Here is a 13,621-nt window from a genome sequence, read left to right on the forward strand (position 1 = left end):
CTTCCTTCTACTTTACTTTAGAGTTGTGTAATTGAAATTAAGAAAGTAGAATAAGCTCAAAAAAGGAGCTATGGACAAGAGAAGGAATTTATTAAATATCTCAGACCTCACAATCGGTGATGTAGAAAATATAACTAAATTAGCCAATCAATACCTTGAAGAAAAAGTTGAAAATAGTCATGTTCTGAAAAATAAAATAGTCATAAACCTATTCTTTGAAGATTCAACACGTACGCTCGCATCTTTTGAAATAGCAGCAAAAAGCCTTGGAGCAAATGTTATAACTTTACCAATAAAATCTTCTTCTATTAACAAAGGGGAAGATCTAAAAGATATGATAAAAACACTAAATGCAATGAATCCTGACTATATGATAATCAGGCATAAAAGTAGTGGTATTATTAATACATTGGCAAAGCATGTCAACTGCTCGCTAATCAACGCAGGCGATGGAAGCAGTGAACATCCAACTCAAGCTCTTGCAGATTATCTTGTAATTATCAATCATAAAAAGCAAATAAAAAACCTCAAAATTGTTATATGTGGAGATATCTTGCACAGTAGAGTTGCAAGATCAAATATAAGATTGCTGAAAATGTTTGGAGCAAAAATAAGCTTAGTTGCACCACCAGCTTTGATGTGTAAACATTTTTCTGAAGTAGATTCACTTCACTACTCACTAACTGAAGGTATAAAGGATGCTGACGTAATTATGCTTTTAAGATTGCAAAAAGAGCGCATGAATAATAATTATTCAGAAAAAGAATATTTTCACTTGTATGGACTTGATGCACAAAAACTATCGCACGCAAAACCCGATGCAATTGTTATGCACCCAGGACCAATAAATAGAGGTATCGAAATTAGCAATGATATAGCAGATTGTGTTATTTTACAGCAAGTAAAGTTTGGATTAGCAACGCGTAAGGCAGTACTGCACTATTTAATAAATGTTTAACTTTAATTAATTTTAAGGAATTTTAGACATAATGATCCTCCTATAAAAAACGATTTAGAAAAATATAACACACCTCATGACAGAAATTAAGTATGCACTGAAGTAGACTGTGCTATATTTTTTTATTGAGAGATTAGTTGAAAAGTCTGCAGACTTGAATAAGGTGAATTTCGAGCTCTAAAATACCCTCATTTTCACTAATAATAATCAAACTACAAAATGTGTCAAGTAATTTTTGCACTTAATTTAGCAAATATTTATTTGCTAAAAATACTATAAACATAAAATGATAGATGTCATAAAAGTAGCCAGTACTGGCATCCAGTTAAATTTGTGAGTTAAAAGTTATGCTAAAATATAACGTTTCTAATGATGATGGAAAATGGATCCCAGTGTCAGCTACTTAGATGACATTGTTTAGTACGCAAATTACCACAATGTTCATACAGCTGTATACTGATTTCTTTAATGTCCGTACAGTTGTATGTCAGCTACTCAAATGACAATTTCAAATAAAACCTAGATAAAAGAGAAAAATAAATTTTTACATAATCATACTTGTACAATAACTAAAGCACTTTTTACTGTAGATTAATCATTTGATTATAGTATCATTTTAATTAAGCCTATATTTGCAATGTTTATGAAATATAAAGCATTCTTCATACTATTAATTGTTATATCTAACCTGCTTGCTGCAGAACAGCCTGAAGAAAATAAAAATGAAAGCAGTATAAATCAAGAAGACGTATCGAAAAGCAACACTGATGCTGAAAAAACTTCTCCGCTTCTGAGCGAACTCAAAGAAATCACAGACCCAACAAATGTAATCAATGAAGAAGTACCTTCAAGTAATCAAACAAACCTACAGTCTGAAGAGGAGACTAATATAAAAGATACCAAAGCTCTAACAAGTCCTTTATCAGAAGAAAAAAAAGAAGAACCTGAAGAGAAGAAAATCAGTCACAATAATCAAACAAACCTACAGCCTGAAGAGGAGATTAGCAAAAAAGACACCGAACTTTCAACAAGCCAATTAACAGAGAAAAAGAAAGAAGAACAGCCTGACAATATAACACCTGTGAACAAAAAAAATGAAAAAAGCGAAAAATGGACAAAGCTAAACAAAGAAATAAAAAAACATAAAAGCAAGTCTATATATAAAAGACAATATGATAGCCTAAATGAGCACCTTCCTAAAACTATATTTACTGATGATTACAGTAAGCAATTTTTTTACTGCATCAAGAAGGGCAACTTAATTTGTCTAAGAGGAGTAATAAATAAGCTAGAAAAAATTGGATTAACAATTCAAGAAATACTAAGATTTAGAAATAAATTGGGTGATACTCCTCTAATTTATGCAGTGAAACAAGGTCAAATAGACACAGTTCGCTTTCTCTTATTACAAGGTGCTGATCCTAGAGTAGTTGATAATAATTTTAAGTCCCCTATCGACATAGCAATTGAGAAAAAGAAGATCGATATAATAAATGCAATTGCTGAAATGATGCCATACCTTTTAGAGGATAAAGAAATAAACAATGAAGAAGACTCAGAGATGTATAACTTTGCTATAAAAACAAAAGAAAGTACCTGCGATGCAAAAGATAATTAGACTTTTGATATTAATTTTAGTTGGTCATTTATGCTATGGAGATGATGCAATCAATGATTTTTTAAGTGCTCTGCACGATGTAAAATACATATCTTACAATACAAAAGATTTTGCTAAATTTTTAGTACAGTGTAATAAAGCCAGCATACCACAAGATTTTAAGAAAGGTTTTGGTCCTAATTTAAATGGTGCTAATTTTAGTCAATTGTATTTAAGCAAATCTATTTTTGATGGAGTAAGTTTAATTGGTGCCGATTTTTCTAACACCGATTTATCAGATGTGTCTTTTATCGATGTTGATTTGCGTGGTGCCAATTTTTCCAATGCTAATTTACATGGCGTTAAAATAAAAGGCACAAATTTAAGTTTTTCAAAATTTGCTTCTACAAATTTAACAGATATCATATTTGATCAGTCTAATATCAGTTATGCTGATTTTATCAATTCTAATCTCAACAAAGTAAGTATGCGTAATATAATTGGTTTGCATACCAAGTTTTTGAATGTAAAAATGAATTTCTCCAATTTATCAAACTCAAGTGCAAGCTACATCAATTTTAGTGATAGTGAAATAAACGACACTGTTATGCAGAAAAATAATTTCGACAACGCAAGTTTCTTTGGAGTGGATGCACATAAGCTCAAGGTACAATTTTCTTCATTAAAAAATGCTAACATATATGGTGCAGAAATAAAAAAATCGGATTTTACAGGTAGCAATCTTTCAAACGCCTATTTTAATTCTTCCATTATAGTCAACAGTAATTTCGAAAAAGCCAATTTAAGCAATTCACAAATTTCCTATGTGAAAGGGGATAATTCAAACTTCATTAAATCTATACTAAATGGTTCCAAGATAAAACATGCATATGTTTTCGAAGCAGACCTTCAGGATGCTGACTTATCTAATATTGATTTTAGTTTTAGTGAATTGTATAAAGTTAACGCCTATGATGCTAACATTTGTCATGGAAAGTTTCATAATACTAAAGTTGTGAATTCTGACATGAGTGGTTCGTTCTTTGATCATTCATTGTTTACCTCTGCAAAAATAGAAGATTCAGATCTTTCTAGAACTTCAATTTATAAGACAAAAATTAAAGACTCTCAAATTTATAATAGTACTCTTTCCCACCATAATATGGATTCGAGTGAGATAGAAAATTCAATATTCTTCAAATTATTAGCTGATAATTCGAGCTGGTCTAAGTCAAAAGTCACTAATTCAAACTTTATTGAAAGTGATTTCAAATCCTCCGTGTTTTATGATAATGCCTTTAGAAAGACTAGTTTTTTTCTTAGCAATTTGAATAATTCAACAGTGAGTGATGTCTCTTTCCTCTCTTCAAGCATATATAAAAGTTCAATTGCTGATATTCATTTAACAGATTGCAAATTTGATAATTCAATTATGATTGACAATCAGGGGCAGAGCAAAATTACAGGTCTAGAGAGTGCTATAACTTCAATTAAAGATCTGCAAGAGAAAATATCGCAGGGTGAAAAATTTGATGTAAATTATTCTTACTTTGAGTTTAAAGATATGAATTTAGAAAATGCTATTTTTTCTAATTCAATATTAAGCAGAGCAAAGTTTGTAAACGTTAATTTGAATAAGGCAAATCTTGAAAAAGCCGATTTACGTTATACTGTCTTTGATAATTCCTCTCTTATTGATGCCAATTTATCAAATTCTAATTTAGAGGGCTCTAGTCTTTTAAACTTTGATTTAAAAAATACAAAGTCTTAAAAAAGCTCTATAATGTACTTGTTAAATAAAGAAAAATGACCGTAAAAAATGAGGGCATACTACTGATTCTATCCTCTCCTTCTGGAGCTGGAAAAACTACTATATCAGAAAAATTACTTGAGCAATCAACTGATTTAGTTATGTCTGTTTCTATGACTACACGCAAACCTCGTCCCGGTGAAGTAAACGGAAAAGACTATTTTTTCGTTACTGAAGAAAAGTTTCACGAACTATGTAAGGCTGGTCAAATGCTTGAATATGCCAAAGTTTTTGAGAATTTTTACGGTATACCAAAAGATTTTATAGAACAAAACCTGAGCAGTGGAATAAGTGTTTTACTGAATATAGATTGGCAAGGAGCATTTCATTTGTTTGAAATCTTAAGAGAAAAAGTTGTAAGTGTTTTTATACTACCTCCCTCAATGGAAGAGCTTAGACTGCGTCTACAAAGGCGTAATAGTGATGATGAAATTGAAATAGAGCGTAGATTAGCCGAAGCGCAAAAAGAGATAAGTAAAAGTAATAAATATGATTACGTAATAATTAATGATAATCTTGATAAAAGCGTAGAAGAGATAAAATCAATACTAAGTAAAGGAATGCTTAAAAAATTAGAAGAAAAATCAAGTTTGAAAGATCTATAAAAATATTTGTTTATCTCTTTTAGCAGCATTCACGCTTCACAGTTTAGCCACATTTATTATTTTTTAAGATAAAATAGTTAAAATAGTAGACAAGTGCTAAAGTGGGGATTTGACTATGACAATAGATTTTCTAATAGAAACTAGTTTTCTGCCTTTTCACCTATATTTCGATAACATCTAGCTCAATTTAAAAGTTTAATACAATTCGTTAACGCCAAATAGCTTTTAATATTGAGGTTTTAATATGAGTATAGATTCAAGTGTATTAGTTAGTAATGTAAATAAACTAGACAAATGTATAAACAAAAATGAAAAACAAGATAAAAAAGACAAGCAATTGTATAATATTATAGAGAGAAAGGTAAAAAAAGAAAAACATAAGCATGAAAAACCAAGAAGTCGAGATGGAACACTCAAGGAATGTAAAAGGTTATTTAAGGAAGGCGCTAGTCCTGAAGTATTAACTAAATTAGAAGAATCGCTTAGAGAACAGGAAAAATATCACAGATATTATGTCCAATGTTTCCTTCCAGTGCTAGGTGAAGTAATAGAACGATCGAAAAGAATATCAAATGAAACAAAAAAACAAGTAATTTCTGAAGTCACTAAAAGTTGTTTTAGTAGGTACAGCGAACAAGACAGTGGCTACGGTAGCGATTTTGAAGATGAAATAAACGGAATATCAGATTCTGATAGCGATTTTGAAGATGGAATAAACGGAATATCGGATTCTGATAATGACGTTCAATTACTAAATGCAATCCAAAATGGAAACAACAGGAAATTTAGAAAATACCTAAAAGATTGCACAAATATCAGTGGCATAACAGATGAAAAAGTAAATAATATTTTACACCTTATTGCATCGCTCAAAAAGAAACAAAAGCTTAAGTTTCTAGATACCTTGATAAAAATAGCTAACGAGAAAAATTTAGTACAACTTGTTGATAGTGAAAATCAAGAAGGAAAGACTCCTTTTCAGGTAGCACTAATTAACAAGATAATAAAAGGGAAACATGATTCTCACACAATCCAAGATAACGATAACACACTTAAGTTTCTTGCAAAATTGTTAAAGTATGGAGCCAAGCTAAGCTTACCTACAGAGGATTTAGAAAAATTATCTAAAAAGCAAAATGAATACTATCTTAAATTTTTAGAGAAATTGGCTGAGCGAAAACCAGAAATAAAAACAAAAGTTGAAGAAGTTATAGCCCATACCATAAATACTCCAGATAGTAATGATAATTATCAACTACATTTAGCAATTAAAGATAAAGATGAAAAATCTTTTAAGGAATTATTGAAAAAAGGAGCAGATATTAACCTTAAAGATGCAAATGGCAATAATGCTTTACACCATATTGCCTTGCTGAGAGGGAAGCAAAAAGTTACATGCTTGAAATTAATATCAGCCTTAGTAAAAGAAAGAAAAATATCTGAAGATAAATTAGATGAAGCTATAAAAGCAACTAACAGGCAAGGAAATACACCTCTAGAATTAGCACTAAAGAAAAAAGCAGAAAAAAAAAGTATCGAATACCTATCGCAAGAAACAATTTTTGATTTAGCAACTAATTATGATAATACAACAAAGTTTTGTGCAGCATTATTACAAAACGGTGCTAACCCTGATTCTTTATGGTTAGAAGATCCAGAACTCCATACTAAAAAGTACTATTTAACTTTACGAGATCTAAAAGATTGTTCAAGCACTCCACAGAAAGCACAGGAGAAAGCTAAAGAACTAAAAGAGAAGCTTGAGGAAAAATACCACTGTGGAACTGCTTCGAAAAAATGTCAATCAGGCATTAAAAAGCTAGGTTCTGGTGTAAAAAAAGGAGCATCTGTTGTATGGAAATGCATTGATCCGGGCAGGAGAGCTAGTGTATTGTTAGCAATCACAGTAGCAACTACTATTATTACAATGGTAACACTTTCTTGCTTTCAAGGACAAATTGCAATTGGAGCAGCGTTACCCATCATAGCTATAACAGGAGTGGTCTGTCTGATATTCACTTTGGGACTTAGCGGCATTAGGAAGTCTGTTAAGGAGTTAACCAACGATAAGCAAAGCCGTAAAGATGATCACCTAGCTGCAAAACAACCTGAAAATATTACTGAACAACAAAATTTAGCTAACAACTCAGCAGAGCAAGAAGTACAAAGATCGTCAAATCAATCGGAGCATACAGAAAGCCCAGCTACTCAAATGAGCTATGTATCAATACTACGTCAATTTATAAATAAACCAGATGGGTTAACTAATAAATTCTCTTTTCCGGGGCGATGAAATCAATCTCATCGCTCAGAGTTTTTTCAGCAACTTTTTTATAGTCAATTTCTACACTAACTTGGCTTTTCTCTTCTTTAAGCCATGCTATAGTATGCTTCATCCAGTTTTTATCATCACGTTCAGGGAAATCTTCACGAGCATGAGCACCCCTGCTTTCCTCGCGATTAGCTGCGCATTCCATGGTAATAACTGCTTGTGGAATCATATTGGCAAGCTCCAGAGCTTCAACCAAATCACTATTCCATATCATACTACGATCTTCAACTGCAATGTTAGGCATCATTTTTGCTACTTCTTTTATAGCTTTTTTACCTTCCTCTAAAACTTCAGCAACACGGAATACCGATGCATATTTCTGCATAGTGTGCTGCATTTCACTTCGTATTTTTGCTACTTTGAACTCTCCGGAAGCAAATCTCATTTTATTAAATCTATCTACTATCCAGTCTGTGCAGTCTGAATGCAATTTTTTATGTGGTGTATCAGGTTTCAATTTTTCTTTTGCCCTAAGCGCGGCAGCTCTACCAAAAACCACAAGATCAAGAAGCGAGTTAGAGCCAAGTCGATTTGCACCATGTACAGAAACACATGCTGCCTCTCCTATTGCAAATAATCCTTCTACCACTTCTTCTTTACCTTTTTGCAACGTGATCACTTCCCCATGATAGTTGGTCGGAATACCGCCCATGTTGTAGTGAACAGTTGGAATAACAGGTATCGGATCTTTAGTAACATCAACTCCTGCAAAGGTTTTTGCTGTTTCACTAATACCTGGCAATCTGAGTTTGATCACTTCCGGATCAAGATGCGATATATTCAAGTACATGTGATCTTTCTTTGGCCCAACTCCCCTTCCCTCTCTAATTTCAATTGTCATTGCTCGACTTACTACATCACGAGAAGCCAAATCTTTTGCCTTTGGCGCATAACGTTCCATAAACTTCTCACCCTGAGAATTAACGAGGTACCCACCTTCACCGCGGCATCCTTCCGTCATCAAGCACCCTGAGCCATATATTCCTGTTGGATGAAATTGCACAAACTCCATATCTTCAAGTGGCAACCCAGCTCTTACCACCATGCCATTACCATCACCTGTGCAGGTGTGTGCACTTGTTGCAGAAAAATAAACACGTCCATAACCACCTGTTGCTATTACCACAGAATGTGCACGAAATCTATGCAACGTACCATCACACAGCGACCAAGCTATCACCCCACAGCATGTCCCTTTGTCCATAATCAAATCGATTACAAAATATTCGACAAAAAATTCAGCGTTAAATTTAAGACATTGCTGATATAGAGTATGAAGAATTGCATGCCCAGTTTTATCTGCTGCTGCACAAGTACGCTGAGCCGATTTTCCTTTACCAAAGTGAGTTGTCATTCCACCAAAGGCACGCTGATATATTTTTCCATCTTCCGTACGAGAAAAGGGTACACCAAAATTTTCAAGTTCAATCACAGCTTTGGCAGCATTTTTACACATATACTCTATTGCATCTTGATCGCCAAGCCAGTCTGAACCTTTTATTGTGTCATACGCATGCCAGCGCCAATCATCTTCAGCAATGTTGCTCAAGGCTGCACTAATTCCGCCTTGTGCTGCAACTGTATGACTCCGTGTAGGGAAAATCTTAGAAATACAGGCAACTGAAAAATTAGTTGCAGCCATTCCAAGTGTTGCTCTAAGCCCTGCTCCACCTGCACCTACTATCACCACATCATACTCATGCTCTATGATTTCATACGCTGACTTATCCATATCCACTTATTTTATCATCACAGGCTTATAATATCACAGAAGTAGAAAAAATCTATACAAGTTTTCTGGATGTAAGCTTCTGAAACAAATCTATAGTAAACGATGTAATAACAATCATAGGGCGTCATGAAAGTAGCTGAAATTGGAATGACACTATCATAAAGGAATAAGTGTAGTTATTTGCATAACATTGATGACTTATGCCTATTTAATTAGATCTAAAATTAGATAGAAAAAGGTAATCTTGATAAAACTCATTTACAACAAGTTCTCTCGCACTTGAATTTTCCGTTTGCACTTTTTTGTATCCTAATTTATGGCTTATTGAATCTTTATATGAACTAACTGCTTTATATATCTTACTTACCTCTCCTGGAAAGATACCACCAACAATTATAACGCATAACCCTGCAACTGTTGCAAAAGCTAGAGTTAAACTTTGCCTCCAGTTAGCTTTTTTTTCTTGTATACCAGCAGGGCACAATTCACTTGACATTTCTTTTAGATACTCATGCCACATGTGATTGCAGTTTGTACATTTCACTTTTCTTCCAGATTCACCTATTTGCCCACGAGATACTAAGTAAGTTTTAGTACAATTATGACATTGTATTTTCATAGTGCTTACGTATAAAATAATATAAATTTGATATCAATATGTATATAATAAATGAAAAATTTGCAACTAAAAAATTACAAGATGAGATAGAAAATATTTGGAAAGATAAAGAAAAACTTAACGACTATAATCTAAAACACGAAGCAAGATTAATAATCAAAGAGGTAATTGAGTTACTTGACAGTGGTAAAATTAGAGTAGCAGAAAAGCTATCAAGTGGAGAATGGATAGTACATAAGTGGATAAAGCAGTCAATATTATTACATTTCCTCACTGAGGAAAGCAAAATAATAGACAACACCAATTGCTGGTTTGACAAAATCGGTAGTAAGTTTAGTGAATGGAATGAAGAAAAATTTTACCATTCAAAAATTAGAGCAGTTCCTGGATGTTTTGTCCGCCAATCTGCTTACATAGGTAAAAATGTTGTTCTAATGCCAAGCTTTATCAACGTTGGTGCATACATTGATTCTGGCACAATGATAGACACTTGGTCAACAGTTGGTAGTTGTGCACAAATAGGAAAAAACTGTCATATTTCCGGTGGAGTGGGAATAGGCGGAGTTCTCGAGCCTATTCAAGCTTCTCCAGTCATTATAGAAGATAATTGCTTCATTGGAGCGCGCAGTGAGGTAGCCGAAGGTGTTATAATAAGAGAAGGATCAGTCCTTAGTATGGGGGTGTTTATTGGAGCATCAACAAAAATTATTGACAGAGAAACAAGCAAGATATTTTATGGTGAAGTACCACCTTACTCTGTAGTTGTACCAGGATCTACTCCACCTAAAAACAACATTTCAACCTATTGCGCAGTTATAGTAAAAAAAGTGGACGAGAAGACGAGATCAAAAACTTCTATAAATGAAATATTGAGAATCTAACTACTTACCGTCACTTTTTTTATCATTATTACTAACTATAGTAATGGCATATGCGCATAATTCTGGAAAAGAGATCCCGTTTTCTTGAGACAGCTTGTATAATTTTTGCAAACTTTCTTTAACTTTATTAGGAATGTTTCCTCCACGCTCCTTTGCAAGCCATGAATCTTGATGGTGAATTGGATGAGTATCACCCTTTGGATTTCCTATATATACTGCAAAAGGTGCATTCTGTCCTTTGAAATCACACTGTACAGTAAATTTTTTTATAGACTCAACCATTTAAAGACCTCTACTTTTCTTTTTAACCGATTTTATAGAAGATACAAGAGGTGGTTTTTTGATAAAATCTTGCCTATTAAACACACTTTCTTTGCCTTCTAAAGCTCGACGAACATCGGCTCTGCTTAGCTGTGACTCTTTTGCTACCCTCATTCCATGCTTTACCATAATATTAGTATATGCTAACACTTTTTTTACTAACTCTAGATCACCATTCAACATTTGAACCAATGCTTGAAATACCTCCGCTAAAGTTAATCCATCAGCACTTACAACCTTATTTTCTACAAAATTGATAGCTTCTTTAAATTTATATTCAATACCATCATCTTGAGGTATAAGGGTAACATAATCCGTATCTTGATTGTCCATAACCAAAGGAATACTACTCATATGTTTTTAAACTTATATTATATATATAAATACTCCACTATTTTATAGTATGGCACGCTATAGTTAAATGTTTATTAATAATATGCTCACTTATATACACGAATTAATTGATAAAAGCCAAGGATCAATATCTATCAGTGATTTTATGAACGCTGCTCTATATCATAAAGAGTACGGCTATTACATGAATAAATTACCACTTGGCAAAGATGGTGACTTCATTACTGCACCTGAAATTAGTCAGCTATTTGGTGAAACAATTGCAGTGTGGATAATGAATACATGGGAAAAATTAGGAAAGCCATCAAAATTTTCTCTAGTTGAACTTGGACCAGGTAAAGGAACACTCATTCATGATGTAATAAGAGTCACCAAAAAATATAGCTGTTTTTTTAGCTCAATGGACATTCATCTAGTTGAGATAAGCCCTATTTTACAGAAAATACAAAAGGAAAAATTAAAGGGATTAGATATTAATTGGCACACAGATGTCGACAACTTACCAAATCAGCCAACTATTTTTTTTGCAAATGAGTTATTTGACGCCCTTCCAATTGACCAATTTATTTATCGTGATGGGCAGTGGTATGAAAATAGAGTAATAAAACAAGATGATGGCAGTCTTTCATTGTCACTCCAGTGCTTAACCAGACCAAAAACTGGATTCCAGACTGGAATGACAGGGGGTTTCAATGGTGCAGTAGTGGAAGTATGCCTAGCCGGAATCGAAATATTAAAGAAACTTGAGAATAAGATAGTCAATAACGGAGGAGCTGCCCTGATTATAGATTATGGTTATGTATATCCTGAATATAAGAGCACTTTGCAATCGATAAGGCAGCATCAGTATGCTAATTTTCTTGAAAATATTGGTAACAGTGATATTACTGCACTTGTAAACTTTCAAGCGTTAAAAGATTCATTAAAATACTTAAATTGTGAGATTTTAACTCAAAGAGAATTTTTATATTTGTTTGGTATAAAGGAAAGAGCGCAAGCTTTAATGGAAAATGCAAGTAATGAACAGAAGAATAAGATCTTCAGTGAATTTTTAAGGTTAACTGAAAATATGGGTACTCTCTTTAAGGTAATGCTGATTCACCATTTGTAGTCTTGTGTAGTTCTTATGTTAAACATACAAATACTAAAAAATTTACAGAATAAAAAAGGTAAAAAAAACGTATCTGTTCAGCAGAGTAGCAAAATAAGATAGACAGATAAGACTATCATAGGAACAAATAGGTGTCATGAAAGTAGCTGACACTGGCACGACAACAAAAAAGTTACTCAAATGACACCCTTTTGATGCACAATTTTTGGTGCATCACGTACTGATTTTCATCCAAGACGATGTCATGCAAGTAGCTGACACTGGCATCTACCGTCTTAAACATCAAGATAAAAATTATTGTTTTTTATCATAGCATTTAAACAAATGATGATTTTTCTCATTACAGCAACTAAAGCAACTTTAGCGGCTTTGCCGGAGTCAACTAAACGCTGGTAAAATACTTTCATTTTTTTATTATGACGCATTGCAACCACAGCAGACATGTATAATGCTTTTCGAGCATAAAATCTGCCACCTATGACTTGGGCCTTGCTTACTTTCCTTCCGCTTTCACTAGTTTTTGGTGCAACTCCAACTAGACAAGCTATTTCCTTATTATCTAACCTGCCAAGTTCAGGTACCTCTATGAGTAGGATACTTGCGGTTTTCCGTCCAACACCTTTATAGCTAGTTAGCAGTTTGCTTTTTTCCTTCAAATCAGGATCAGAGTTTATTATATCTTCTATGTCTTGCCTAACTTGCTCTAATTGTTTTTTTGCAAATTCTATCTGTTTTTCTATATATTCCCTGGCTTTTCCTGTAACCTTATGCAAACGACACTTATTTGCGTGAACTTCATCGTTTAGATTGCGCTCAATTGCTCTTAGCTCTTTTAGTTCTTCTTGCTTTTGTGAAACTATGTATTCTATTACTTCGTCATTTTTTGTGATAAATTCAGCATATTTTTCTAGTAATTTTGCATCTAATTTATCTGTTTTTGCAAAGTGGTTGCAGGCTTTTGCAAATGCATATACCCGATTTGGGTGAGCTCTGTGAACAGCTATGTTATATTCCCGTAACAACTTTATGACAAGTTTTTCATAACCACCTGTTGATTCTACTACACATAACCTAACAAATACGTTAACTATTTTTGACTTTATAAACTCAGATATAGCTCTTTCTACATTTTCTATACGCTGATGTTTATTGTTAATTGAGATATCAAGTGTTTCTTTTGAAACATCAATACCAATGAAAACTGTTCTAGCCATTTTTGTACCTATAAATATAATCAAATAATAATGTAAATGTTGTACAGGATTGTGATTCGATCTTTTTGATCCCCCTACCGTTCGTAC

General features: G+C 33.2%; 12 protein-coding genes. 7 read left to right on the forward strand and 5 right to left on the reverse strand.

The window, feature by feature from the left end; translation table 11 throughout:
• Positions 1 to 70 precede the first annotated feature (70 nt).
• The 5 genes from MJ631_RS06880 (at position 71) to MJ631_RS06900 (ending at position 7,263) form a co-directional block, all read left to right on the forward strand.
• Positions 71 to 958 carry an aspartate carbamoyltransferase catalytic subunit gene (locus MJ631_RS06880; protein WP_063630574.1) on the forward strand — a complete coding sequence of 296 codons (888 nt, stop codon included), beginning with the start codon at positions 71 to 73 and terminating at the stop codon, positions 956 to 958.
• Positions 959 to 1,601: 643 nt separating this feature from the next.
• Positions 1,602 to 2,576, forward strand: a complete 975-nt coding sequence (locus MJ631_RS06885; RefSeq protein ID WP_029237557.1) for an ankyrin repeat domain-containing protein — start codon at positions 1,602 to 1,604, stop codon at positions 2,574 to 2,576.
• A complete protein-coding gene (locus MJ631_RS06890; RefSeq protein WP_214303216.1) occupies positions 2,560 to 4,326 on the forward strand; it encodes a pentapeptide repeat-containing protein in 1,767 nt (588 codons plus the stop codon). The genes MJ631_RS06885 and MJ631_RS06890 overlap by 17 nt, the downstream gene beginning before the upstream one ends.
• Before the next feature lie 35 nt (positions 4,327 to 4,361).
• The gene (gene gmk / locus MJ631_RS06895) at positions 4,362 to 4,970 is read left to right on the forward strand and encodes a guanylate kinase (protein WP_007302097.1); all 609 of its coding nucleotides are present in this window, start codon (positions 4,362 to 4,364) and stop codon (positions 4,968 to 4,970) included.
• A 244-nt stretch (positions 4,971 to 5,214) separates the two neighbouring features.
• Complete coding sequence (locus MJ631_RS06900; protein ID WP_262986293.1) at positions 5,215 to 7,263, forward strand: ankyrin repeat domain-containing protein; 2,049 nt, start codon at positions 5,215 to 5,217, stop codon at positions 7,261 to 7,263.
• Here the strand turns inward: MJ631_RS06900 and sdhA are convergent.
• Together sdhA and MJ631_RS06910 are read right to left on the reverse strand one after the other, a co-directional pair.
• Positions 7,235 to 9,034 (reverse strand): succinate dehydrogenase flavoprotein subunit, encoded by a 1,800-nt coding sequence (gene sdhA / locus MJ631_RS06905; RefSeq protein WP_019236712.1) that lies wholly within the window; start codon positions 9,032 to 9,034, stop codon positions 7,235 to 7,237. The genes MJ631_RS06900 and sdhA overlap by 29 nt on opposite strands.
• 208 nt (positions 9,035 to 9,242) lie before the next feature.
• Positions 9,243 to 9,653 carry a zinc-ribbon domain-containing protein gene (locus MJ631_RS06910; RefSeq protein WP_007302100.1) on the reverse strand — a complete coding sequence of 137 codons (411 nt, stop codon included), beginning with the start codon at positions 9,651 to 9,653 and terminating at the stop codon, positions 9,243 to 9,245.
• Between the two features lie 38 nt (positions 9,654 to 9,691).
• On the opposite strand from MJ631_RS06910, the gene dapD reads away from it, so the two are divergent.
• Positions 9,692 to 10,534, forward strand: coding sequence for a 2,3,4,5-tetrahydropyridine-2,6-dicarboxylate N-succinyltransferase (gene dapD / locus MJ631_RS06915; protein ID WP_214303215.1), 843 nt, complete (start codon positions 9,692 to 9,694; stop codon positions 10,532 to 10,534).
• On the opposite strand, the gene MJ631_RS06920 is transcribed toward dapD, so the two are convergent.
• Positions 10,535 to 10,816 carry a DUF2610 domain-containing protein gene (locus MJ631_RS06920; protein WP_052264858.1) on the reverse strand — a complete coding sequence of 94 codons (282 nt, stop codon included), beginning with the start codon at positions 10,814 to 10,816 and terminating at the stop codon, positions 10,535 to 10,537.
• Positions 10,817 to 11,209, reverse strand: coding sequence for a hypothetical protein (locus tag MJ631_RS06925; RefSeq protein ID WP_007302103.1), 393 nt, complete (start codon positions 11,207 to 11,209; stop codon positions 10,817 to 10,819).
• 82 nt (positions 11,210 to 11,291) lie between these two features.
• Here MJ631_RS06925 and MJ631_RS06930 point away from each other — a divergent pair, with 82 nt between their 5' ends.
• Positions 11,292 to 12,320, forward strand: a complete 1,029-nt coding sequence (locus tag MJ631_RS06930; RefSeq protein WP_026097238.1) for a class I SAM-dependent methyltransferase — start codon at positions 11,292 to 11,294, stop codon at positions 12,318 to 12,320.
• A 275-nt stretch (positions 12,321 to 12,595) separates the two neighbouring features.
• On the opposite strand, the gene MJ631_RS06935 is transcribed toward MJ631_RS06930, so the two are convergent.
• On the reverse strand, positions 12,596 to 13,534 hold the full coding sequence (locus MJ631_RS06935; protein WP_425383940.1) for an IS110 family RNA-guided transposase: 939 nt from the start codon (positions 13,532 to 13,534) through the stop codon (positions 12,596 to 12,598).
• Positions 13,535 to 13,621 lie beyond the last annotated feature (87 nt).

The organism is Wolbachia endosymbiont of Oryzaephilus surinamensis (assembly GCF_025617515.1).
In the GTDB taxonomy this organism is placed as follows: Bacteria; Pseudomonadota; Alphaproteobacteria; order Rickettsiales; family Anaplasmataceae; genus Wolbachia.

What these genes read in the sequence shown, in the direction of transcription:
- MJ631_RS06880 (WP_063630574.1), top strand. Translation starts at nt 71, where the DNA reads ATGGACAAGAGAAGGAATTTATTAAATATCTCAGACCTCACAATCGGT.
- MJ631_RS06885 (WP_029237557.1), top strand. Translation starts at nt 1,602, where the DNA reads ATGAAATATAAAGCATTCTTCATACTATTAATTGTTATATCTAACCTG.
- MJ631_RS06890 (WP_214303216.1), top strand. Translation starts at nt 2,560, where the DNA reads ATGCAAAAGATAATTAGACTTTTGATATTAATTTTAGTTGGTCATTTA.
- gmk (WP_007302097.1), top strand. Translation starts at nt 4,362, where the DNA reads ATGACCGTAAAAAATGAGGGCATACTACTGATTCTATCCTCTCCTTCT.
- MJ631_RS06900 (WP_262986293.1), top strand. Translation starts at nt 5,215, where the DNA reads ATGAGTATAGATTCAAGTGTATTAGTTAGTAATGTAAATAAACTAGAC.
- sdhA (WP_019236712.1), bottom strand. Translation starts at nt 9,034, where the DNA reads ATGGATAAGTCAGCGTATGAAATCATAGAGCATGAGTATGATGTGGTG.
- MJ631_RS06910 (WP_007302100.1), bottom strand. Translation starts at nt 9,653, where the DNA reads ATGAAAATACAATGTCATAATTGTACTAAAACTTACTTAGTATCTCGT.
- dapD (WP_214303215.1), top strand. Translation starts at nt 9,692, where the DNA reads ATGTATATAATAAATGAAAAATTTGCAACTAAAAAATTACAAGATGAG.
- MJ631_RS06920 (WP_052264858.1), bottom strand. Translation starts at nt 10,816, where the DNA reads ATGGTTGAGTCTATAAAAAAATTTACTGTACAGTGTGATTTCAAAGGA.
- MJ631_RS06925 (WP_007302103.1), bottom strand. Translation starts at nt 11,209, where the DNA reads ATGAGTAGTATTCCTTTGGTTATGGACAATCAAGATACGGATTATGTT.
- MJ631_RS06930 (WP_026097238.1), top strand. Translation starts at nt 11,292, where the DNA reads ATGCTCACTTATATACACGAATTAATTGATAAAAGCCAAGGATCAATA.
- MJ631_RS06935 (WP_425383940.1), bottom strand. Translation starts at nt 13,534, where the DNA reads ATGGCTAGAACAGTTTTCATTGGTATTGATGTTTCAAAAGAAACACTT.